Source organism: Burkholderia sp. BCC1977, assembly GCF_905339595.1.
Classification (GTDB): Bacteria; Pseudomonadota; Gammaproteobacteria; order Burkholderiales; family Burkholderiaceae; genus Burkholderia.
Genome location: NZ_CAJPGQ010000003.1, coordinates 61,950 through 82,961 on the forward strand (window position 1 = coordinate 61,950; position 21,012 = coordinate 82,961).

Consider the following 21,012-nt stretch of genomic DNA (forward strand, 5'->3'; position numbering starts at 1 on the left):
ATCCGGCCCCACCAGGAAATCGCGATTTCTCAGGGGATTCCCGGTATTTTTTCCCATTTTCTTCGAAATTACCGGTGACATACTTGCCCCCCATTGCGCTCCAGTGCGAGCGCGCTTCCTGATCCTTGCCGGCCGCATGTCATGTGCTGCGTGTCCGCCGGGGCCGCAGAACATGAACGATTTCGACACCACGATCCAGATCTTCCTCACCCACATCACGTTCGGACCGCTGATGAACCACGCGATCCGCGTCATCGCCGGCCTCTATACGTTCAAGGGCTTCATCCTCATCCCCGTGCTGTGCTGGCTGTGGTTCCAGCCGGGACCGCAGCGCGACCGACAACGCGAGCTGGTCATCGCGACGGTCACGAGCGGGCTCGTCGCGCTCGCGTTCGGCCGGTTGCTCGCGAAAGTCCTGCCGTTCCGCGTGCGGCCGATCTACAACCCCGACCTGCACCTGCACTTCCCGTCCGAGGAACTGCGTGCGGCCACGCTGCAGGCCTGGAGTTCGTTTCCGAGCGATCACGCGATGCTGTGGATGGCGATCGCGACGGGCATCTTCATCATCGCGCGCCGCGTCGGCGTGCTCGCGCTGCTGTATGCGGTCGTGTTCATCTGCGTGCCGCGCGCGTATCTCGGCTATCACTACCCGACCGACCTGATCGCCGGCGCCGCGATCGGCATCGCGATCGCGTGGCTGCTGACGCGCGATCCGATTCGCTCGCGCTTCGCGCCACAGGTGCTGGAGGCGATCCGGCGCTTCCCCGCGCCAGCCTATACGCTCGCGTTCCTGCTGTGCTTCGAGCTGATCACGCAGTTCGACGAACTGCTGACGCTCGCGCAGTCGGTCAAGCATACGACGATGTAACGGGACGGCGCCGCCATGCATCCGCTGCTGTCGTCACGACGCCCGCGCACACGTTGCCGGCCCTGCGCGGCGGCATCGCGCCCGGCGCGCGCCGCCGTCCAGATCGTCGTCGCGGCGGCAACGGCGGCCGCGCACGTCAGTCGCGATCGGGCGCCCCGAGCGGGAAGAACGCACGATACGGCCGCGCTTCGTCGACCGCACGCGCGAACGACGGCCGCGCAAGCAGCCGCTGGCGATACGCGATCACGTTCGCGAACGACGGATCGATCCGGTGCGTCCAGTCCGCGTAGAACAGGAACGGCGCCGCGCCGCAGTCGGCGAGGCTGAAGCGGTCGCCGGCCGCCCATTCGCGATCGGCCATCGTGCGATCCAGCCATGCGTATGACGATTCGAGCATCGCGCGCGCATCGGCGACGCCCCGCGCATCGCGCTCGTGTTCCGGCCGCAACGCATCGAACACGACCTTCTGCTGCGGCGTCGATACATAGTTGTCGAAGAAGCGATCCATCATCCGCACTTCCAGCGCCGCGCGCCGGTCGTCGGGCACCAGCCGCACGGGGCCCGGATGGTAGAGATCGAGATGCTCGACGATGATCGTCGCCTCGATCACGGTGCGGCCCGCGTCGACGAGCACCGGGAAGCGCTTCAGCGGCCACAGCGCGGCCAGTTCCTGCATCGGTTTCGGATCGTCGTGCGCGAGCACGCGATACGCGAACGGCGTGCCGTTCTCGTACAGCGCGGTCAGCACCTTCTGGCAGTAGGACGAAAAGGGATGGGCGTAAAGCGTCGGCGTCATCGCGTGCTCTCTCGGGGTGTCGGCGCCGCGTCATGCAGCGCCACGTGAACGGATACCTTGACGACGAGCGGCGCCAGGACGATTCGACACCGGTCCGAACATTTTTCCGTTGCGCTGTGATCGCGCCGCTACGACCGACCGTCCATCACGACGCGGCCCTCGCCCCGCCAGCGCAGCATCCCGCCGCCGAGGTTCGCGACGGCCTCGAAGCCGGCCTTCAGCAGGATCACGGTCGCCTGCGCGGAGCGGCCGCCCGCGCGGCATACGGTCACGATCGGCCGGTCGCGCGCGAGCTCGCCGGTGCGCGCGGCCAGTTCGCCGAGCGGAATCGGCGTCGCGCCGGGCAGGTGGCCGAGCGGGCCGGTGAATTCGTCCGGCTCGCGCACGTCGACCACCTGCACCGCCGGCAGGTGATCCTCGAGCCACTGCGGATCGATTTCCCAGAATCCGGCGAACGTATAGGCGAGCGGCGCCCAGTCGGGCACCGTCTGCACGTCGGGCGCGTTCGCGGCAACGCCGCACTGCAGGTTCGCGGGCACCGCGACGTCGATCTGGCGCGGATGCGCGAGCCCGAGGTTGCGCATGTAGCCCGCGAAATCGTCCTCGCTGAGATCGCCGCCGAGGCGCGGATTGAAACGCCGCTCCTCGCCGACGCTCGTCACCGTCAGCCCGCGATAGTCGTGCGCGGGGTATAGCAGGCAGGCCGCCGGCAGGGTGAAGAGCCGGCCGTGCACCGCGCGATACAGCGCGCGCGGGTCGCCCTGCTGGAAGTCGGTGCGGCCGGTGCCGCGAATCAGCAGGCAGTCGCCGGTGAACGCCATCGATTCGTCGTCGAGCACGAGGCTGATGCAGCCGCTCGTATGGCCCGGCGTCGCGCGCACGGTCAGGTAGCGCGGGCCGAATGCGCAGCGATCGCCGTCGTTCAGGTAGCGGTCGGCGCCCTGCGCGCCGCTCGCCGCCGAAATCGCGATCGCGCTGCCGGTGCGCTGCTTCAGCAGCCACGCGCCCGTCACATGATCGGCGTGCACGTGGGTATCGACGGTCGCGACGAGCCGCAGCCCGAGTTCGTCGAGCAGCGCCGCATCGCGGCGCACCTGCTCGAACACCGGGTCGATCAGCAGCGCTTCGCGCGATCCGCGGTCGGCGAGCAGATACGTGTAGGTCGACGATTGCGGGTCGAAAAGTTGCCGGAAGATCATGGCGAAGGCGCTCCGTCGGCTGGGCGTGTCGGTTGGGTGGAGGGTGCGGATCATGCGGATGCTGCAACCCGCCCCGGCTGTGTCGCCGGTGCGCGGGGCACGCGTTCCTACAGCGTAGTTCAAAACACGCGCGCCACCGGCATCGTTGCACGCGGCGAGACGTCATGCCGCGCCCGGACCGTCGCGCACACTGCCTTACACTACCGCCTGTTCTCGTCTTACGTTCACAGGAATTGCGTCGACATGTCGATGACGATCGATCCGAAGCAGGCGGCCGCGCTGCTGGCCGTCGCCGACACCGGCAGCTTCGAGCAGGCCGCCGTGCGCCTGCACGTGACCGCGTCCGCCGTCACGCAGCGGGTCCGCGCGCTGGAAGCGAGCCTCGGCACGCCGCTGGTGCTGCGCACGCGGCCGTGCCGGCCGACGGTGGCCGGACAGCGCGTGCTGCAGCACCTGCGCCGCGTCGCGCTGCTGCAGGCCGACCTGCAAAGCACGCTCGCGACCGAGCGCGAATCGCCGATCTCGGTCACGATCGCGCTGAACTCCGACAGCCTCGGCACCTGGTTCCTGCCCGCCCTGACGTCGGTGCTCGCGGGCGAGCGCATCCTGTTCGAGCTGATCGTCGAGGACCAGGACCACACCTTCGCGCTGCTCGAAAGCGGGATGGCCGTCGGCTGCGTGACGACCGAGCCGAAGCCGATGCGCGGCTGCGTCGCGACGCCGCTCGGCACGATGCGCTACCGGCTGCTCGCGGCGGCCGCGTTCGCGGCGCGCTGGTTTCCGCGCGGCCTGAATCGCACGAGCGCGCGCCATGCACCCGTCGTCGCGTATTCGCGGCGCGACACGCTGCAGTCCACGTTCCTGAAGGAGAAGTTCGGGTTGCCCGAAGGCGCGTATCCGTGCCACTACGTGCCGGGCACGCACGCGCATTTCGCGGCGGTGCGGCACGGGCTCGGCTACGCGATGGTGCCGGAGCCGCTGCTCGGCGGCGCACCGCTCGACGCCCAGGGGCTCGTCGATCTCGCGCCGCTGTATCCGACCGACATCGCGCTGTATTGGCACGCATGGACCGTGCAGTCGCCGACCATGGCGTCGCTGTCCGCGCGGGTGGTCGAAGCGGCGCGCCGATTGCTCGCACCGCTGCCGTGACGAACGGGTGATCGGCACCGCCGGCACGGCAGGCGGTGCGGGCCGCGTGGCGGCAAGAAACCCCGCCGCGCCGCCTATACTTTTTTCACCGGCCTCGCGAACGCGCCGCGCGGCCGATCGCGCAGATCCGGCCGTTCCCGTTCCCTTTCCCGTGAGGAGAACATCATGTCCCGCCGCTATATCGATTGCCGCGAGTTTCCCAGCGCGATGAATTGCTCGGTCGCAATTTCCGCCGACTCCGACAACGAACTGCTGGAAGCCGCCGTGCAGCATGCGGTCTCGGTGCACCAGCATGCCGACAGCGCCGAACTGCGCACGCAACTGAAAGCGCTATTCCACGACGGCACCCCGCCGGTCGACATGCCCCGGCCAGCGTAATCCGCCGGTACACCAGACGTCGACGGACGGGCGTGCCGCGTCGCACCCGTCGCCGCCACACGCCCGCCACACGCCCGCTTCGCGCCACGTCGCGCCGGCGCCCCCGCCGGCCGGCGCATGCCGCGTTACGCGCGCCGTTGCGCGAAATACGCGCCGACCGCGTCGATGAAGGTGTCGATGTCCGCGCGCGACACGTCGCAGTGCGTGACGAAGCGCGACGCGTACAGCATCTGCGTGAGGATCCCGCGTTCCTTGAGCCACGCCTCGAGCGGCGCGCAATCGGCTTCGGGGAATTGCGCGAACACCATGTTCGTCGCGTGCGACAACACCTTCACCGGCTCGATGCGCGCGAGGCCTGCCGCGAGATGCGCGGCGTTCGCGTGATCGTCGGCCAGCCGCTCGACGTTGTGGTCGAGCGCATACAGGCAGGCCGCCGCGAGGATGCCCGACTGCCGCATCCCGCCGCCCAGCACCTTGCGCCAGCGCTGCGCGCGCTCGACCAGTGCGCGATTGCCGATCAGCACCGAACCGACCGGCGCGCCGAGCCCTTTCGAGAAACAGATCGACACGGTATCGAACGGCGCGCACAGTGCCGCGATCGGACGGCCCGACGCGACGGCCGCATTGCACGCGCGCGCGCCGTCGAGATGCGTGGCCAGCCCGCGGCTGCGCGCGAGCGCGACGGCTTCCTGCACATAGCCTTCCGGCAACACCTGGCCGCCGATCGTGTTTTCGAGCGCGAGCAGCCGCGTGCGCGCGAAGTGGTTGTCGAGCGGCTTGATCGCCGCGGCGATCTTCGCGAGCGGCAGCGTGCCGTCGGGTGCGTTCTCGATCGGTTGCGGCTGGATGCTGCCGAGCACGGCCGCGCCGCCGCCTTCGTACTTGTAGGTGTGCGCGAGCTGGCCGACGATGTATTCGTCGCCGCGTTCGCAATGGGCCATCAGCGCGGCCAGGTTGCTCTGCGTGCCGCTCGGGAAGAACAGGCCCGCTTCCTTGCCGGCCCGCTCGGCCGTGACCGCCTGCAGACGCAGCACGGTCGGGTCGTCGCCCCATACGTCGTCGCCGACTTCGGCGGCAGTCATCGCGGCCAGCATTGCCTGGCTCGGACGTGTCACGGTATCGCTGCGTAAATCGATCATTTTCGTGCCCTGAGTGAACGGGGACCGGAACCGATGCGCCCGGCCCTGCCGAAACGAGACTCAGAGTGTACGCAATTCGTGCGGCGCGTGCCGATGGCCGGATGCTCGCCGCGGCGGGCAGCCGGCGGCCCTACCCGATACCCGGCGACACCGCACCGCGCACCGACGTCTCCGCACCCACCGCATCGTTCCGATGATGCGACGCGCCATATTGCCGCACGTGCGGCAGACCGCCACGCCGCGGCCGCCTGCGACACGAACGGCGTTCTTGATACGAATCAACGATTTATCCCGAAAATGCGCGCGGCGGGCTGGACATCTGCGACGAGTTGGCACATTTCGCGGCGCAACATCGCGATCCATACTCCAGCCAACCCCGATGCCCGTCGGCCGGGGTCCGCCGGCACCCCGCCGGCGGGTATCGTCAGCCTCGGTCAACTGGTATGGACACCGCATTTTCGGCCCTCGATCTGGCCCGCCTGCAATTCGCGTTCACCGTCTCCTTTCACATCGTCTTCCCGGCGCTGAGCATCGGCCTCGCCAGCTTCATCGCCGTGCTCGAATATCGCTGGCTGAAGACCGGCAAGCAGTACTACAAGACACTCTGCCTGTTCTGGTCGAAGATCTTCGCGGTCGCGTTCGGGATGGGCGTGGTCTCCGGCGTCGTGATGAGCTATCAGTTCGGCACCAACTGGTCGGGCTTCTCGAGCTTCGCCGGCTCCGTCACCGGCCCGCTGCTGATGTACGAGGTCATGACCGCGTTCTTCCTCGAGGCCGGCTTCCTCGGCATCATGCTGTTCGGCTGGAATCGCGTGAGCCCGCGCGCGCACTTCGGCGCGACGCTGATGGTCGCGATCGGCACGCTGATCTCGACGTTCTGGATCCTCGCGTCGAACAGCTGGATGCAGACGCCGCAGGGCTTCGAGATCGTCGACGGCCGCGTCGTGCCGACCGACTGGTTCGCGATCATCTTCAACCCGTCGTTCCCGTACCGCCTGTTCCACATGGCGATCGCCGCGTTCATCGTCGCCGCGCTGGTGGTGGCCGCGACGGGGGCATGGCACCTGCTGAAGGGCCGCCGCGACAAGGGCGTGAAGAAGATGTTCTCGATGGCGCTGTGGCTGCTGCTGGTGCTCGCGCCGCTGCAGGCCCTGATCGGCGACCAGCACGGCATCAACACGCTGAAGCACCAGCCCGCGAAGATCGCCGCGATCGAGGGGCTGTGGGAAACCGAAAAGGGCGGCACGCCGCTCAACCTGTTCGGCATTCCGGACATGAAGGCGGAAACGACCCGCTACGCGGTGAAGGTGCCGCACCTCGGCAGCCTGATCCTCACGCACAGCTGGGACGGCGAGATTCGCGGGCTGAAGGACTTCCCGCCCGAGGACCGGCCGAACTCGACGGTGGTGTTCTGGAGCTTCCGGATCATGGTCGGCCTCGGCTTCGCGATGATCGGTCTCGCCGCGCTCGCGTGGCTGCTGCGCCGCCGCGGCAGCCTGTATGAATCGAAGTGGTTCCAGCGCTTCGCGCTCGTGATGGGCCCGACCGGTTTCGTGTCGCTGCTCGCGGGCTGGGTGACGACCGAGGCAGGCCGCCAGCCGTGGGTCGTGTATGGCGTGATGCGCACCGCGCAGGCCGTGTCGCCGCTGTCGGTGCAGCAGGTCAGCCTGTCGATGATGACGTTCGTGATCGTCTACTTCCTCGTGTTCGGCACCGGCGTGTACTACATGCTGAAGCTGATGAAGGCCGGCCCCGCGCTGCCCGACGCAAAGCACGACGACACACCGGACACACGCCCCGATCACACCGCGCGCCGCCCGATGTCGGCCGTCGACGAGCTGATCGAGACCGTCTGAGCCCCCCATATTCGCAAACGAGAAAACCTATGGACGTCACCGTAATCTGGGCCGCGATCATCGCATTGGGGCTCTTCATGTACGTCGTGCTCGACGGCTTCGACCTCGGCATCGGCATCGTCTTCCCGTTCTTCCCGGACGAGAAGGAACGCGACCTGATGATGAACACCGTCGCGCCCGTGTGGGACGGCAACGAGACGTGGCTCGTGCTCGGCGGCGCCGGGCTGTTCGCGGTGTTCCCGATCGTCTATTCGACGGTGCTGTCGGCGCTGTACCTGCCGCTGATCTTCATGCTGGTGTGCCTGATCTTCCGCGGCGTGTCGTTCGAGATCCGCGCGAAGGCGCGACGCACGAAGCAGCTGTGGGATCTCGCGTTCATCGGCGGCTCGGCCGGCGCGACGCTGTTCCAGGGGATCGCGCTCGGCGCGTTCCTGCAGGGCATCGACGTGAAGGACGGCGTGTACGCCGGCGGCGCATTCGACTGGCTCACGCCGTTCAGCCTGCTGACGGGCCTCGGGTTGATCGTCACGTACGCGCTGCTCGGCTGCTGCTGGCTCGTCGCGAAGACGGAAGGCGACCTGCAGCGGCGCCTGCATCGCGTCGTGTGGCCGCTGACCGTCGTGCTGCTCGGCTTCATCGCGATCGTCAGCCTGTGGACGCCGCTGCAGGATCCGGCCATCGCGCAGCGCTGGTTCGAATCGGGACTGTTCTGGCGCCTGCTGCCGGTGCCGTTCCTGGTCGCCGGGTGCGCGGTGTGGATGCGTCGCGCGGTGCGCGACCGGCACGACATGACGCCGTTCGTGCTCGCGCTGGCACTCGTGCTGCTCGGCTACGTCGGCCTGCTCGTCACGATGTTCCCGTATGCGATTCCTCAGACGATGACGATCTGGGAAGCGGCGGCGCCGCGGTCGAGCCAGACCTTCACGCTGGTCGGCGCAGCGGTTATCCTGCCGATCATCATCGCCTACACGACGATGGGTTACTGGGTATTCCGAGGCAAGGTGCGCCATGAAGACCAGCATTACTACCACCACTGATCCCGCCGCCCGCCAGCCCGACGCGCCGCGGCCGCGGATGCGCGGCTGGATGTGGTTCGTCGTCCTGTGGGCGGGCGGCGTGCTCGGCGCCGTCACGCTCGGCTATGCGTTCAAGATCTTCATGAACCTGACGCTGTTCGCGGTGAAGTAGGCGGCGCAGCCTGTATCCCGTCCAGACGCATCGCGCATCCGTCAATCACGCGGCGGATGCGCCGTCCCCGCCACCACGGTACGGATCATGCGGCAGCCGCCGCACGACGCCGAGCTTCAATCCCAGCATGCCGAATATGCGGTTCATGGTCTGAACCGTTCCGTCGCTGCGACCCTGTTCGATATCCTGAATCGTCTTCGTCGATACGCCGGCAAGCTTCGCCATTTCGGCGCTCGTCAGCCGCATCGTCTTCTTCAAATGACGCACCGATTCGCGTAGCGGCCATTCGGGATGCGCGAGAACGTCCTCGATCGCCTGGCGCCGCAGCGCAAGCTGTTCGGGAAGCGACATCGCGTTGTAGCGTTTGTCCATGGTGTCGCGTCTGGGCTAGCGCAATGAGTCGAGCTCGCCGGCGAGCCGCTCGAGACCGGGTTTCAGAAAAGCGTGCACGTCGTGTTCCAGCCCGAAATCAACACCGTGATCGGCGATATCCTGCAGACGCGGCGCCAGTGCACGCAGGCGCATCTGCAATACGTGACGATCGAGCGCAACATGCGAATCCTCCGATTGCGGTTCGCTCGACTGGACGACGGCGTCAAGTACCCTCGCCCAGTCCGGTCGGCAGCCAGCCGATGATCGTGAGTTGGAGGATCAGGCAGATGATCCCGGCGATCGGACGGCCGATCGTGAAGAACTGGAACCACGGCAATAACAGGGCAAGCAGCAGGCGCATCTGGAATCCTCGCGAAGCGTCATTGAACGTTGATGCCCGAACAATATGGCGAGTCGCGCGCCGGTTTCAAGTCCGAAGTCTGCGCCGACGCTCGCCGCACGAGATGCCGCTCCCGCCACCGCCCCTATGCCGAATCGCTCAGCCACTGCGCGGCACGCGCGACGAGGCGGTCCGCTTCGTCGAAACGCTCGACGCCCGCCACCTGCGGCGCGTCGCAGATCGCGAACACCGGCTTGCCCCATTGCAGCCCCAGCGCGATTTCGGACAGCGTGCCGAGACCGCCGCCGACCGCGATCAGGCACAGCGACGCGCGTGCGATCAGCGCATTGCGTGTGATGCCGAGCCCGGTCGGCAGCGCGACCGACAGGTACGGATTCGCGTCCCGCGCATCGTCCTCGGGCAGCAACCCGATCGCGCATCCGCCCGCGGCGCGCGCGCCGCGCGCGGCGGCCTCCATCACGCCCTGCTTGCCGCCGCCGACGATCGCGATGCCCGTCGCCGCGATCCCGTGCGCGATCCGCTCGGCGACGGCGAGCTGCGTGTCCGTCGCGTCGCGCGGCCCGATCACGCCGACCGGCATCCGGTGCCGGTGTGCGCCGCGCTGTCGCTGCGCGAGTTGCTCCAGCGCATCGCGCGTGTCGTCCGACCATTCAATGACGTCGTTGCCGTGCAAGTCCTTCCCCCAGTGCAAGAACGCAGGTGCAAAGCGCCGTCAGCACGATCGACAGTACGGCGGCCTGCGAGAAATCGGTCTGTCCGTCGGACAGCTTCAGGTACATCAGCAGCGGCAGGATGTTGACCTGCGTGCCGGCCAGCGCGAGCGCCGTGCCGTACGTGCCGAGCGCGATCGCACCGACGAGGCACCACGCCGACGCGATCGACGGCCACAGCTCGCGCCACGCGACGTCGATCCACGCGCGCCACGGCCGCGCGCCGAGCGTCAGCGCCGCCTCGAGCGGCCGCCGGTCGAGATTCGCGAGCGCCGGGTAGAGCATCAGCGCGACGCGCGGAATGAGGTAGTACGCATAGGCGAACGCGAGCCCCGGCATCGTGTAGATCGCGCCGCCGACCACGGTCGGGTCCGCGCCGAGCGACGCCAGCAGCATCGTCACGAAGCCCGCGCGGCCGAACACGAGGATGAAGCCGTACGCGATCACGAGGCCGGAGAAGGCAAGCGGCACGCCGAGCAGCGCGAGCGACCAGCGGCGCCGCGCCGGCGACTGCCCGGCCAGCACGAACGCGACCGGCACGCCGACGGCGACGGACAGCGTGCCGGCGCCGAACGCGAGCGCCAGCGAACGCACGATCGCGTCGGCGACGAGCGGATCGCCGAACACCGCGGCGAACGCGCGACCGCCCCCGTCGAACGCGGCGCCGACGAGCGCGGCGAGCGGCAGCACGAAGCACACCGCGAACAGCCCGGCCGCCGGCACCGCGCCGTAGCGGCGCAGGACGCCGCGCTGCATGGACGAAACCCGCATCGCGCGCCCCTTACTTGCCGAGCGTGGCCTGCGACCAGAGCTGGTCGACTTCGGCCTTGTGCGTCGCGGCCTTCGCGACGTCGAGCGGACGCACCTGCGGCGCATTCGGCAGCTTCGCGGCGACGTCCTGCGCGACCGGCGTGCCGGGCACGGCCGGACGCACGAAGCCCTGCGCGAACAGCCCCTGCCCGACGTCGCTCATCACGAGGTTGAGCCACAACTGCGCGGCGGCCGGATTCGGGCCGTTCTTCACGAGACTCATCGCGTACGGTGCCGACACGCTGCCGTCCTGCGGGATCACGACTTCGGCCGCGTCGCCCATGCCGTCCGCGTACTTGGCCTTGAGCCCGTCGTTCTCGTAGCCGATCAGGATCGGAATCTCGCCCTTGACGAATTTCGCGTACGGCGTCGTCCCCTCGACGCGCAGCACGTTGCCCGCCTGCTTCAGCTTGCCGAAGAAATCCGCGCCCGGCTTCGGGTTGTCGACGCTGCCGCCGTTCGCATAGGCGGCGGCGAACACGGCGACCTGTCCCTGCCCGGTCGAGCGCGGATCGAGATAGACGACCGCATTGCGATACTCGGGCTTCAGCAGGTCCGACCAGCGCTGCGGCACGTTCTTCACGAGCTTCCTGTTGACGAGCAACGCGATGTTCAGCGAATGCACCGCGAACCAGCGGCCGTCGGCCGCGCGGAACACCGTGGGCAGCTTGTCGAAATTGACCGGCTTGAACGGCGCGACGACGTCCTTGGCCGTCGCATCGAGCGCCGACGCCGCAAAGTAGTACGCCGTGTCGGCCTGCGGGCGGCGTCGCGACTTGTCGAGCGCGACGACCGTGGCCGCCGAGCCGATGTCGTTGTACGTGATCTCGACCTTCGGGTAGCGCTTGCGGAATTCGGCGAACAGCGACTTCCAGTTCGCCCATTCCGGGCCCGTGTCGAACGACACGACGAGCCCTTCGTCGGCGGCCTTCTCGTACAGCGCGTCCTCGCCGGGATACAGCGGCGCGGCCTGGGCCAGCGCCGGCGCGAGGGTCGCGAACGCGCAGAGCGCCAGCAGGCGGCGGCGCGTCGCATGAAGAAAGTGGCGGCGTGCAGACATCGTGATTCTCCGTTGAATGAATAGGTCGCCCGCGCTCACGCGGCGGGCAGCACGAGCAGATGGCGCGGCTCGATCGACACGCAGCGCGCGGGAAGTTCGCGCCCCTCGCCGAGCAGTGCGTCGGTCGCGCCGGCCGGTACGAAGTCGAAGCGCTGTGTCGCGCCGAAGTAGCGCACCTCGCCGACCCGGCCGTCGATGCGGTTCGCGACGGACTCGGGTGGATCGGGCTGCAGGTGTTCCGGCCGGATCAGCACCTCGACCGGGTCGCCCGGCCGGTGCGCACCCGTATCCGCGCGCAGCGTCGTGAACCGCACGTCGACCGCGCCATGCGCGAGCACGCGGCCGCGCAGCAGCGTCGAATGGCCGACGAAACGCGCGACCTGCGCGGTCGCCGGACGCTCGTACAGGTCGCGCGGGGTGCCGGCCTGCAGCATGCGTCCGCCGTCGACGATCGCCACGCGATCGGCCATGCTGAGCGCTTCATCCTGGTCGTGCGTGACGAGCAGCGTCGTCGCGCCGCATGCGCGCTGCAGCGCGCGGATCTCGTCGCGCAGCTGGTGGCGAATGCCGGCGTCGAGCGCCGCGAGCGGCTCGTCGAGCAGCAGCAGCTTCGGTTCGATCACGAGCGCGCGAGCCAGCGTGACGCGCTGCTGCTGCCCCCCGGACAGCAGCGCCGTGCTGCGTCCGGCCTGCGCGGCGAGGCCGACGCGTTCGAGCATCTCGAGCGCGCGGCGGCGGCGCGGCGCCGCGGCCACGCCGCGCATCTTCAGGCCATAGGCGACGTTTTCGACGACCGACAGGTTCGGAAACAGCGCGTAGTGCTGGAACACCATCCCGACCTCGCGCTGCCACACCGGCACGCCGGCCATGTCGCGGCCGCCGATCGCGATACGGCCGCCGTACCCGTCGAGCAGGCCGGCGGCGAGGCGCAGCAGCGTCGATTTGCCGGAGCCGCTGCGGCCCATCACGGCGAGCAGTTCGCCCTGGGCCGCGGACAGCGTGACCGCGTCGACGCCGTGACGGGCGCCCGGATACTGGAAGCTGACGTTTTCGAAATCGAGACTCATGACGGTTTCACTTCAGGCGTTGCACGGTGAGGACGGAGGCGAGCGTCGCGAGCACGGCGAGGACGAGCAGCACGACGGTGGCCGCGCAAGCCATCCCGGACGCGCCGTAGAACGCCTGCAGCAGCACGATCGGATAGTTGCGGTAACGGAAGCCCGCGATCAGGTTCGAGATCTGGAATTCGCCGATCGACAGCGCGGCGACCATCACGAGGCCGGAAAACAGGCTGTGCCGCAGATTCGGCAGCACGACCGTGAAGAACTGGCGCAACGGCGTCGCGCCAAGCGTCGCCGCACACGCCTCGAGATGCGCGAGCCCCAGGTGGCGCAGGTCGCTCAGCAGCGTCTGCAGCAGGTACGGCAGCGTCAGCACCGCGTGCGCGGCGATCATCAGCGGCAGCGTGCCGAGCCACGGCAGCGCATCGCCGCTGAAGATCGCGATGTAGCCGAACCCGAGCGTCAGCGCCGGTACCGCGATCGGCATCAGCATCACGATGCGCGCCGCGAAGCCGCGGCCGGCCAGTGCGCGGTGATGCAGCGCATAGGCGAGCGGCAGCGCCAGCACGGCATTGATCGCGCAGCAGGCGAGCGCGACGACGAGGCTCGTGCCGAATGCGCGGGTAAAGCTGCGATTCGCGGCCAGATCCGCGAACCAGTGCGACGTGATGCCGGTCGGCAGCAGCGTGTTCGTCCACGACTGGCCGACCGAGCCGATCAGCAGCAGCACGATCGGCAACGCGAGGTACAGCCCGAAGACCGCGACGAGCGCCTGCAGCAGCAGGCGTCCCGCCATCGCGCGCGGCCGTTTGTTACGACGAATCGGAATAGCTTCGGCAAGGGCCGGAGCGGATGGCGGATGCATGGCGAATCTCGCTGACGGACACGGAACGGGTCACGCAACGCCCGCCGGACAGGGCCGGCACGCGTTGTGATGACGGCCGCAGTGTGCGGATCCGACATGGCATCGTCATGAAAAAAACGTACAACGCCCGCATCGATCTGTGCCGGGAGGGAATAGCGGGGATGAAGCACCTGTATCCGAACGTGGCGGAGCTGCACGCGTTCGCCAGTTCCGCGAAGTACCTGAATTTTTCCTATGCGGCTCGCGAACTGGGCCTGACGCCAAGCGCGGTCAGCCGGCAGATCGCGAATCTCGAAACGCTGTTCGGCGTGAAGCTGTTCGTGCGCGAGGGGCGCGGGCTCGCGCTCACCCGTGCGGGCCAGGTGTACCACGCCCGCGTCGTCGGGCCGTTGCGCGAAATCGGCAACGCGTCGATCGAACTGCTGAGCGCACGCGAAAACAGCGACCTGCTGACGATCGCGAGCGTGCCGACATTTACGACCAAGTGGCTGGTGCCGCGCCTCGCGCGCTTTCTCGCCGCCGCACCGAGCGTCACGCTGAGCTTTCGCCGTCATCTCGCGCCCGGCGACGCGTTCCCGTTCGGGCTCGATGCGGCGATCCGCTACGGCGACGGTAGCTGGGAAGGCGTGCGGAGCGATTACCTGGACGGCCGGACCTTCGTGCCGGTCTGCACGCACGAATTCGCCGAACGGCATGCGCTGCGCGAGCCTGCCGACACCGTGGCGGCGCCGCGCCTCGTGCACGAGCAGGCCGGGATCGCGTGGTCCGCATGGGCGGAGCGGCATCGCGCGACGCAGATGAATGCGCTGGCCGGGCCACGCTTCGAACAGTATTCGGTGCTGATCCAGGCAGCGCAGGCCGGGCTCGGGCTCGCCCTGGTACCGCGCTTCCTGATTCTCGACAATCTCGCGGCCGGCACGCTGGTCGAACCGTTCGACGCGCCGGTCGACGTGGACGAGCAGGGGCACTACCTGTGCTACGCGCCGGAGCGCCTGGCAACCAGCGACGCGCTGAGGCGCTTCAGGGAATGGATGCTGGACGAATCCGCGCGCGCGTGAGCCGGGCCCGACGCGCGCGGTGATGCAGCACGACGCGCGGCGCCGCGCGTCATGGGCCGGCCGCCGCCCGCCAACGACAGCGGCGGCGCCGGCACGCTGCGTCAGTTGCCGAGACCCAGCCCCGGCAGCACGTGCGTGTTCTCGGCCACGACCGCGTGCAGCAGCTTCGGTTCGGCGCCGAGCAGCCCGAGGATCGTCGGCGCGACCTGCTTCGTGCCGACGGTATCGCTCACGGTACGCGCGCGATGGAGGCCCGGGTACGACACGAGCAGGCCGAGGTGGCTGTCGTCCGGCGCGTTGCCGCCGTGTTCCTCGTCCTTCTTCGTGCTCGACGTGTAGATCACGCCCGGATTCGGCTGGACGATGATGTCCGGCGTGCGGCCGTTGGCGGGATCGCCGAACCGGTCGGCCAGCGCCGCGCCGTAGAGGATATACGCCTGCGAACCGTCGGCGCAGATCCCCGGTGCGTTGCAGCCGAGGTTCGCCTTCAGCGTCTGCACCACGGCCGTGCGCTGGCTGCGGTCGCGCAGCCAGATCAGGCCGACGTCGTCGGTCTGCACGAAGCCCGTGCCGACCAGGCCCGAACCGTCGTTCAGGTTGCCCGTCGTCGTGTTGTTCTGGCCGAAGTTGCCGTTCGGGTCGAAATAGTTGTTCGCTTCGAGCAGCTTCGTCAGCGTGTCGCCGTTCTTCACGAGCTTCGTGTGATCGGTCGGCGACTGGCCGTGCTTCGCCGTGACGATCACGGCCGTCGACGTGTACAGGTTGCGCTGCTTCAGCTCGTTGACGATGCGGCCGATCGAGTTGTCGACGTACGTGATCGCGTTCGCGACCTGACCGTTCGGCGTGAAGTTCGCATCGAGATAGCCGCCGCCCTTCGCGACCGACGCCTTCTGCGCGACGCTGAGCGTCTGGAAGTTGCCGCCGAACAGCGTCGGCACCGGCGCGCTCTTCGTACCCGTCGAATCGCGGCCGTCGATCTGGTTGATCAGCGCCTGCACGTGCAGGTTGTCGAAGCGCGCGGTGTGCGAATAGACGTCGGTGTAGGCGGTGTTCGTCGCCGGGTCGATCGAGTTGATCTCGGTGCGCATCAGATCGTCGACGCCGGTGCCCGACGGGCCGTTCAGCCAGTCGTAGCCCCACGCGTGCTTGTCGGCCCACGCGGTGTAGGCGTTCGGCACGCCGGCCTTGACGGCCTCGAACACCGTGTTGGTCTTCACGTAGTTGTGCGGATAGACCGGCACACACTGGCCGCCGACCTTCGCATGCGGAATCGCCTGCGGGTTGAATGCGCCGCCGCCATCGAGGTGCACCAGCGCGCCGCCGTTGAACGCATCGATGCCGGTCGTTTCGTCGAACACGACGTTCCAGCCCTGCTTGCCCGAGCAGGTCGTGTCGGTCGGCGCGTACAGGTTGCGGTCGTACGACACGTCGTAGAACAGGCCGGCCGTCTTCGGCGAGCCGCCCGTCACGAGCGCCGCGAGGCCGGGGAACGAGTCCGACAGGCCGGGCGTGTAGGCATTCGTGTACGTGACGCCGCTTTGCGCGAGCACCGCGAGGTTCGGACACGTATTCGCGCCGATGCAGCGCGCGAGATCCTGCTCGTGCAGGCCGTCGACGCTGATCAGCAGCACGTGCTTCACGACGCGCCGGCCGTGGCCGCCGTCCTCACCCTGACTGTTGCCGTCCTGCTGCGCCGCGTAGGCGCCCGCACTTGCGAGCGCCAGCGCGCCCGCCACCATCACCGCCATTTTTCGTTGCTTCGCGAACCTGGAAATCATCACCCCACCTCATCGATTGACGTTGAACCGCGTGACTTGCCGACAAGCGCGAAAAATATCGCCGCATCGTGGGGCGGTCGCATGAAGCGGGGCTTTCTGTTCTCTGTCAAACGTAACCAATCGCAAGCGACATCACGCGGTCGCAATGTGCCGCCTGCCCGGCCGCACCCGCATGCGGCCGGTTTTTTTTCGGGGTTGGCGCCCGACTATTGGCGTGTGATAAAGGGTTTTCCCTGACCCGGAGCACGAGTATGTCGACCCTGGAAGCTCTCCGGTTCGTGCTGGACGATGCACGCACCCCCGAAATCATTCGCCACCACGTCGTCGACGCGCTGCAGTACGCGTTGCGCAACTACGGCCAGGTATTCACCGCGAAGGAAGTCGAATGGCTCACGCAGTGGGACGATGCCCGCCTGCCGCTGGCCGCGAGGAAGGAACTGGACAAGCGCGAACCCGCGATCGAGGTGCGCTGACGGGAAGCGCGCCGCCGCGCCCGATTGCCGGTCGGGCGCGGCGGCGGCGGATGCTGGCGTAAGGCTTACTGCAGGCCGAAGTCGACGCGCGTCGTCGCGCCCTTGTCCTCGATGCCCTTCGCATCGAGCTTCGGCGCCACGACGAACATGCGGCTCGAATCGATCTTGCCGTCGAGGTACTGGCGCACGGCCTGCGCGCGCTGCTGCGCGAGCGCGCGCAGCGCGTTGTCGTCGGCTGGCGCGTGATCGGCGAGCGCCTTCTTCATGTCCGCATCGGGCAGCGTCTTCTGCAGGCCGATCAGGTTGCGCGGCTTCTTGAAGTCGGCGTCCTTGTACGCACGCGTCAGGTACTTGGTGTACTCGGCCGGCTCGACCTTCACCGACATCGGATCGATGCTCTCGCCCTGGCCGACCACGTCCTTCAGCTTCTGCTGGCGGACCAGCCGTTCGACGTACGCGTCGCGCAGCCCCGGCGTGTCCTTGGCGGGATCGACGCGGCCGATCAGGTCCAGCCGGATCGACGGCTTCTCGGTCAGCATCTTCACGACGGTGTCGAGCTTCTTCTGCTGCGCGTCGTCCAGTTCGTACGCGCCCGGCGCGAACTCGACGTAGCCGAGATCCTCGCCGCTGCCGCCGAACGCATTCGCGAGCAGCGTGAACGGCGACGTGACGGCCTTCGCGATCAGGTTCAGCACCGCGCGCCAGATCAGCCCGCCGACGCTGAACTCCGGATTCGACAGCGAGCCCGACACCGGCAGGTTCACGTCGATCTGGCCGCGCGTGTTCTTCAGCAGCGAGATCGCGAGCTTCACCGGCAGCTTGGTCGCGGTGTCGTTTTCGACGTGATCGCCGAAGGTGAGCTGGTCGATGAAGATGTGGTTGTTCGCCTGCAGCTGGTCGTTCGCGAGCTGGTAGTGCAGGTCGACGTTGAGCTTGCCCTTCGTGATCGGGTAGCCTGCGTACTTCGCCGAATACGGCGTCAGGTTGGTCAGCTCGATGTCGTGCGCGGTCGCCGTGAGGTCCAGCGCCGGCTTGTCGATCAGCGGATTCACCGAGCCCTTGATCGAGATCGGCCCGTTGCCCGCGAGGTTCGCGGCGACGTCGACCGGCGCGGACGTCGTCGAGTCCGTGCCGAACGCGCCGACCGTCCCCGTGATCGCGACCAGGTTCGCCGTATAGTTCGGCTTGATGAAGTTGTCGGTGTAGGTCACGCGGCCGCTCTGCAGCACGAGCTGGCCGAAATGCATGCGCACCGGATTCTGCGGCGGCGTCGCGGCCTTCACGACGACCGTCGCCGATGCGGCGGCCGGCGCGGACGCCTGCTGCACGGCCGCGGCCGATGCGGCCTGCGCGCCGGCCGGCGGCGTCATGCCCGGCGACAGCGGCACCGGTTCGGTCTTGCTCGCATCGCGCGTCAGCGACTGCGCGGGGCCCGTCTCCTTCGCGACGACGTCCTTCAGGTTCAGCCGCCCCTGCGCATCGAGCAGCACGCGGCCGTAGAAGTTCGAGAACGTCACGCGCGCGGCGTCGACGTCGGTGCCCTTCTCGTCGTAGTTCACCTTCAGGTTCGACAGCGCGAGCGAGCGCCAGCCGGCGAACGGGTCGGACGTCGCCTTGTCGAGCATCCGCACGTCGACCAGCGCGACATCGCCGCGATAGGTCGCGCGCGGCGTGTCCTTCACCTGCGCGAACGTCAGGTTGCCCTGCGCGTTGAGCAGCGCGCTCGCGATGGTCGCGTTCAGCGCGCTGCCGAAGTACGGCTCGAACGCGGCCGCATCGAGCCGGTTGCCGTTGATCTTCAGGCCGAGCTTCAGCGGCTGCGCGGTCACGTCGCCCGATACGTTCACCGAGCCCTTGCGGTTCAGCGTCGCCTTCAGCTGCACCGGCAGCGGCTTCGTCAGGTCGTCGCTGATCTTCTGCACCGACAGGTCGAGCGGCTTGATCGCGAGCTTCACCGGGCGCGGCGTCGACAGGTCCGTGAAGTTCGCGGACGATTCCTTCAGGTTCAGCGCGTCGATCCGGTAGTGCCACGACGGCGCGGCCGCCGCGGCCTTGTGCGCGACCGTGCGCGTGGGCACCGCCGCCTGCGCGGGTTCGGCCAGCGCCGCCAGGTCGATCTTGCCGTCCTTCAGGCGCTTCACGTCGAGCGCGAGCCCGGTCGCGTCGACGCTCGCGATTTCCGCGGTGCGCGCGGCGACGTCGACCTTCGCGATCTTCGCGCTCGCGTCGGGCAGCACGATCGCGGGCGCCTTCGCGTCCGGCGTCGCGAGCTTCAGCGACTTCAGGCTCACCGTGCTGTCGGCGACCTGCGCGTCGAGCGGCGTCTTGCCCCAGTCGGCCTTCGCGTTGACGCTCGCGCCGAGCGTGCCGTCGAGCACGCGCGCGCGGGTCGCCTCGCCGAGATACGGCTGCAGCGCCGGCAACGCGAGCGCGTCGACCGTCAGCTTCGTGTCGGCCTGCTTCGCCGCCAGGCTGAACGCGCCTTCGGCCTTCACGTCGCCGCCGCGCGACAGCGACGTCGACAGCGTGTACTTCGCGGGAGCCTTGCCCTGCAGCGTGAAGCCGTCGAGCGTCGCGGCAAGCTTCGTCAGCGACAGCGCGGTCGGCGTCGCCGGCACGCGGTCGTCGACGTTGATCGTGCCGCCGTCGATCGCGAAATGACGGATCGTCAGGTCGAGCGGCGGCGCTTCCTTCGCGGCGGCGTCGGCCTTGGCGCCGCTCGCGGCGGCAACAGCGGCGGCGCTCGAGGCTGCGGCGCCCGACGCGGCCGGCTGGCCCGCGTCAGCCTTCGGCGCGGCGCCCGGCTGGCCGGCGAGCTTCTCGACGTTCAGCACGCCCTGCTTGTCGCGCGCCAGGTCGACGACCGGCTGGTCGAGCCGGATCTCGTCGAAATGCAGCACGTTGCGCAGCGGCTCGAGGCCGGCGGCCGCGACGTGCACGCCGCGCGCGGCGAACAGCGGCGCGGACGCGCGGTCGGTCACCTTCGCGTCGTTCAGATCGACGGTGCCCGACACGCGCAGCGCGGGCGTGTCGCCGCTCATCACGAAGTTCAGCTTGAGGTCGCTGCTCAACAGGCCGCTCGTGACGATCACCGGCAGCTTCGCCGGCGCGTACGAAATCAGCTTCGGCACGTCGAGCCGGTCGAACGTCAGCGCGACTTCCGACTCGCGCGACTGCGCGAACGGCTTCGTCCTGCCGTCGACCGCGATCGGGCTGCCGTCGAACCGCGCGCGCAGCTTCGGCTGCACGAAGATGTCGGTCTTCGACGGCAGCGTCGCGATGAACGGAATGCCGAGCGTCCAGTTGTCGACCACGTGCTTTTCGTTCAGCAGGCGGTCGTCGAAGTCGATCCGGCCGTCGTTGACCTGGATGTTCGACACCGAGAAAGGTGTCGGCTTGCTTTCAGGTTTGGACGGCGTCGAGAACTTCTCGATCAGGTCGGTGAAATTGAAGCGCTGCGCGTCGTAGCGGACGATATGAAAGCGCGGCGAGTCGACGCGCACTTCGTTGACGATCGGCGCGCCGCGGAACAGCGACGACCACGACGGCCGCACGACGAGCTTGCCGATGTCGATGAAGTCGCCCTGGCCGCCACGCTCGCCAACGTGCACGCCGTCGGCTTCGAGGTTCAGCGTGTACGGGTTCAGCGCGACGCGCTGGATCGTGGACGGCCGGCCGAGCTGCTGGCTCAGTTGCTGTTCGGCGATGTGGCGGATCAGCGGCGGCGCCGCGAAGAACCCGAGCAGTCCGAATAAAACGAGGAAGATCAGCACGCCGAGGCCGATACGGCGGGTCCGGCGCGAGCGGGCAACGCCGCCGAGGGCATGGAGGGTCGAGGATACGGTTTCTTTGTCTGCGCTTGCCATGCTTGGATGCCTCGGAATTGGGTGC

Annotated in this window: 20 protein-coding genes and 1 pseudogene; 8 read left to right on the forward strand and 13 right to left on the reverse strand. The window is 68.3% G+C overall.

Annotation, left to right across the window (positions count from 1 at the left end; all coding sequences use genetic code 11):
- Nucleotides 1-172: 172 nt before the first annotated feature.
- Entirely contained in the window at nt 173-868 is a 696-nt protein-coding gene (locus U5771_RS04010; protein WP_322022770.1) for a phosphatase PAP2 family protein, read from the forward strand.
- Nucleotides 869-1,004: 136 nt separating this feature from the next.
- On the opposite strand, the gene U5771_RS04015 is transcribed toward U5771_RS04010, so the two are convergent.
- Together U5771_RS04015 and U5771_RS04020 are read right to left on the reverse strand one after the other, a co-directional pair.
- Complete coding sequence (locus U5771_RS04015) at nt 1,005-1,664, reverse strand: glutathione S-transferase family protein (RefSeq protein ID WP_322022771.1); 660 nt, start codon at nt 1,662-1,664, stop codon at nt 1,005-1,007.
- A 128-nt stretch (nt 1,665-1,792) separates the two neighbouring features.
- A complete protein-coding gene (locus U5771_RS04020; RefSeq protein WP_322022772.1) occupies nt 1,793-2,863 on the reverse strand; it encodes an MBL fold metallo-hydrolase in 1,071 nt (356 codons plus the stop codon).
- A 243-nt stretch (nt 2,864-3,106) separates the two neighbouring features.
- On the opposite strand from U5771_RS04020, the gene U5771_RS04025 reads away from it, so the two are divergent.
- Complete coding sequence (locus tag U5771_RS04025) at nt 3,107-4,012, forward strand: HTH-type transcriptional regulator ArgP (RefSeq protein WP_322022773.1); 906 nt, start codon at nt 3,107-3,109, stop codon at nt 4,010-4,012.
- Nucleotides 4,013-4,177: 165 nt separating this feature from the next.
- The gene (locus tag U5771_RS04030) at nt 4,178-4,390 is read left to right on the forward strand and encodes a DUF1059 domain-containing protein (RefSeq protein WP_322022774.1); all 213 of its coding nucleotides are present in this window, start codon (nt 4,178-4,180) and stop codon (nt 4,388-4,390) included.
- A gap of 125 nt (nt 4,391-4,515) precedes the next feature.
- On the opposite strand, the gene ltaE is transcribed toward U5771_RS04030, so the two are convergent.
- Nucleotides 4,516-5,529, reverse strand: a complete 1,014-nt coding sequence (ltaE, locus tag U5771_RS04035) for a low-specificity L-threonine aldolase (protein WP_322022775.1) — start codon at nt 5,527-5,529, stop codon at nt 4,516-4,518.
- Nucleotides 5,530-5,972: 443 nt separating this feature from the next.
- Here ltaE and U5771_RS04040 point away from each other — a divergent pair, with 443 nt between their 5' ends.
- Genes U5771_RS04040 through U5771_RS04050 form a run of 3 tightly spaced genes read left to right on the forward strand, consistent with a single transcriptional unit; the run spans nt 5,973 to nt 8,573 of the window.
- On the forward strand, nt 5,973-7,385 hold the full coding sequence (locus U5771_RS04040) for a cytochrome ubiquinol oxidase subunit I (protein ID WP_322022776.1): 1,413 nt from the start codon (nt 5,973-5,975) through the stop codon (nt 7,383-7,385).
- A 29-nt stretch (nt 7,386-7,414) separates the two neighbouring features.
- Nucleotides 7,415-8,422 (forward strand): cytochrome d ubiquinol oxidase subunit II, encoded by a 1,008-nt coding sequence (gene cydB / locus U5771_RS04045; RefSeq protein WP_322022777.1) that lies wholly within the window; start codon nt 7,415-7,417, stop codon nt 8,420-8,422.
- Nucleotides 8,394-8,573, forward strand: a complete 180-nt coding sequence (locus U5771_RS04050) for a hypothetical protein (protein WP_322022778.1) — start codon at nt 8,394-8,396, stop codon at nt 8,571-8,573. Before cydB ends, U5771_RS04050 begins: the two co-directional genes overlap by 29 nt.
- A gap of 45 nt (nt 8,574-8,618) precedes the next feature.
- Here the strand turns inward: U5771_RS04050 and U5771_RS04055 are convergent, their stop codons facing one another.
- From U5771_RS04055 to U5771_RS04090, 8 genes and pseudogenes are all read right to left on the reverse strand, one after another.
- On the reverse strand, nt 8,619-8,945 hold the full coding sequence (locus U5771_RS04055) for a helix-turn-helix domain-containing protein (RefSeq protein WP_322022779.1): 327 nt from the start codon (nt 8,943-8,945) through the stop codon (nt 8,619-8,621).
- Between the two features lie 15 nt (nt 8,946-8,960).
- Entirely contained in the window at nt 8,961-9,104 is a 144-nt protein-coding gene (locus tag U5771_RS04060; protein ID WP_322022780.1) for a hypothetical protein, read from the reverse strand.
- A gap of 79 nt (nt 9,105-9,183) precedes the next feature.
- A pseudogene (locus U5771_RS04065) lies at nt 9,184-9,306 on the reverse strand (YqaE/Pmp3 family membrane protein); the annotation flags it as partial.
- A gap of 124 nt (nt 9,307-9,430) precedes the next feature.
- Complete coding sequence (locus tag U5771_RS04070) at nt 9,431-9,886, reverse strand: TIGR00725 family protein (protein ID WP_415859387.1); 456 nt, start codon at nt 9,884-9,886, stop codon at nt 9,431-9,433.
- A gap of 70 nt (nt 9,887-9,956) precedes the next feature.
- Nucleotides 9,957-10,787: an ABC transporter permease gene (locus U5771_RS04075; RefSeq protein WP_322022782.1), complete on the reverse strand. Its 831-nt coding sequence runs from the start codon at nt 10,785-10,787 to the stop codon at nt 9,957-9,959.
- 10 nt (nt 10,788-10,797) lie between these two features.
- Entirely contained in the window at nt 10,798-11,886 is a 1,089-nt protein-coding gene (locus tag U5771_RS04080) for an extracellular solute-binding protein (RefSeq protein ID WP_322022783.1), read from the reverse strand.
- A 35-nt stretch (nt 11,887-11,921) separates the two neighbouring features.
- Nucleotides 11,922-12,953, reverse strand: a complete 1,032-nt coding sequence (locus U5771_RS04085; protein WP_322022784.1) for an ABC transporter ATP-binding protein — start codon at nt 12,951-12,953, stop codon at nt 11,922-11,924.
- 7 nt (nt 12,954-12,960) lie between these two features.
- Nucleotides 12,961-13,812, reverse strand: coding sequence for an ABC transporter permease (locus tag U5771_RS04090; RefSeq protein WP_322022785.1), 852 nt, complete (start codon nt 13,810-13,812; stop codon nt 12,961-12,963).
- Nucleotides 13,813-13,973: 161 nt separating this feature from the next.
- Here U5771_RS04090 and U5771_RS04095 point away from each other — a divergent pair, with 161 nt between their 5' ends.
- The gene (locus U5771_RS04095; RefSeq protein ID WP_322022786.1) at nt 13,974-14,870 is read left to right on the forward strand and encodes a LysR substrate-binding domain-containing protein; all 897 of its coding nucleotides are present in this window, start codon (nt 13,974-13,976) and stop codon (nt 14,868-14,870) included.
- Between the two features lie 101 nt (nt 14,871-14,971).
- Here U5771_RS04095 and U5771_RS04100 read toward each other — a convergent pair whose 3' ends face one another.
- Entirely contained in the window at nt 14,972-16,648 is a 1,677-nt protein-coding gene (locus U5771_RS04100; RefSeq protein WP_322022787.1) for an alkaline phosphatase family protein, read from the reverse strand.
- Between the two features lie 251 nt (nt 16,649-16,899).
- Here U5771_RS04100 and U5771_RS04105 point away from each other — a divergent pair, with 251 nt between their 5' ends.
- Entirely contained in the window at nt 16,900-17,121 is a 222-nt protein-coding gene (locus U5771_RS04105; RefSeq protein WP_124611411.1) for a hypothetical protein, read from the forward strand.
- A 65-nt stretch (nt 17,122-17,186) separates the two neighbouring features.
- On the opposite strand, the gene U5771_RS04110 is transcribed toward U5771_RS04105, so the two are convergent.
- The gene (locus U5771_RS04110) at nt 17,187-20,987 is read right to left on the reverse strand and encodes a DUF748 domain-containing protein (RefSeq protein WP_322022788.1); all 3,801 of its coding nucleotides are present in this window, start codon (nt 20,985-20,987) and stop codon (nt 17,187-17,189) included.
- Nucleotides 20,988-21,012: the final 25 nt, after the last annotated feature.

Bases quoted from the DNA above. Each gene is read 5' to 3' on its own strand.
- cydB (WP_322022777.1), top strand. From the start codon at position 7,415: ATGGACGTCACCGTAATCTGGGCCGCGATCATCGCATTGGGGCTCTTC.
- U5771_RS04100 (WP_322022787.1), bottom strand. From the start codon at position 16,648: ATGATTTCCAGGTTCGCGAAGCAACGAAAAATGGCGGTGATGGTGGCG.
- U5771_RS04075 (WP_322022782.1), bottom strand. From the start codon at position 10,787: ATGCGGGTTTCGTCCATGCAGCGCGGCGTCCTGCGCCGCTACGGCGCG.
- U5771_RS04105 (WP_124611411.1), top strand. From the start codon at position 16,900: ATGTCGACCCTGGAAGCTCTCCGGTTCGTGCTGGACGATGCACGCACC.
- U5771_RS04080 (WP_322022783.1), bottom strand. From the start codon at position 11,886: ATGTCTGCACGCCGCCACTTTCTTCATGCGACGCGCCGCCGCCTGCTG.
- U5771_RS04015 (WP_322022771.1), bottom strand. From the start codon at position 1,664: ATGACGCCGACGCTTTACGCCCATCCCTTTTCGTCCTACTGCCAGAAG.
- U5771_RS04110 (WP_322022788.1), bottom strand. From the start codon at position 20,987: ATGGCAAGCGCAGACAAAGAAACCGTATCCTCGACCCTCCATGCCCTC.
- U5771_RS04090 (WP_322022785.1), bottom strand. From the start codon at position 13,812: ATGCATCCGCCATCCGCTCCGGCCCTTGCCGAAGCTATTCCGATTCGT.
- U5771_RS04020 (WP_322022772.1), bottom strand. From the start codon at position 2,863: ATGATCTTCCGGCAACTTTTCGACCCGCAATCGTCGACCTACACGTAT.
- ltaE (WP_322022775.1), bottom strand. From the start codon at position 5,529: ATGATCGATTTACGCAGCGATACCGTGACACGTCCGAGCCAGGCAATG.
- U5771_RS04050 (WP_322022778.1), top strand. From the start codon at position 8,394: ATGAAGACCAGCATTACTACCACCACTGATCCCGCCGCCCGCCAGCCC.
- U5771_RS04040 (WP_322022776.1), top strand. From the start codon at position 5,973: ATGGACACCGCATTTTCGGCCCTCGATCTGGCCCGCCTGCAATTCGCG.
- U5771_RS04030 (WP_322022774.1), top strand. From the start codon at position 4,178: ATGTCCCGCCGCTATATCGATTGCCGCGAGTTTCCCAGCGCGATGAAT.
- U5771_RS04085 (WP_322022784.1), bottom strand. From the start codon at position 12,953: ATGAGTCTCGATTTCGAAAACGTCAGCTTCCAGTATCCGGGCGCCCGT.
- U5771_RS04010 (WP_322022770.1), top strand. From the start codon at position 173: ATGAACGATTTCGACACCACGATCCAGATCTTCCTCACCCACATCACG.
- U5771_RS04055 (WP_322022779.1), bottom strand. From the start codon at position 8,945: ATGGACAAACGCTACAACGCGATGTCGCTTCCCGAACAGCTTGCGCTG.
- U5771_RS04070 (WP_415859387.1), bottom strand. From the start codon at position 9,886: ATGCCGGTCGGCGTGATCGGGCCGCGCGACGCGACGGACACGCAGCTC.
- U5771_RS04095 (WP_322022786.1), top strand. From the start codon at position 13,974: ATGAAGCACCTGTATCCGAACGTGGCGGAGCTGCACGCGTTCGCCAGT.
- U5771_RS04025 (WP_322022773.1), top strand. From the start codon at position 3,107: ATGTCGATGACGATCGATCCGAAGCAGGCGGCCGCGCTGCTGGCCGTC.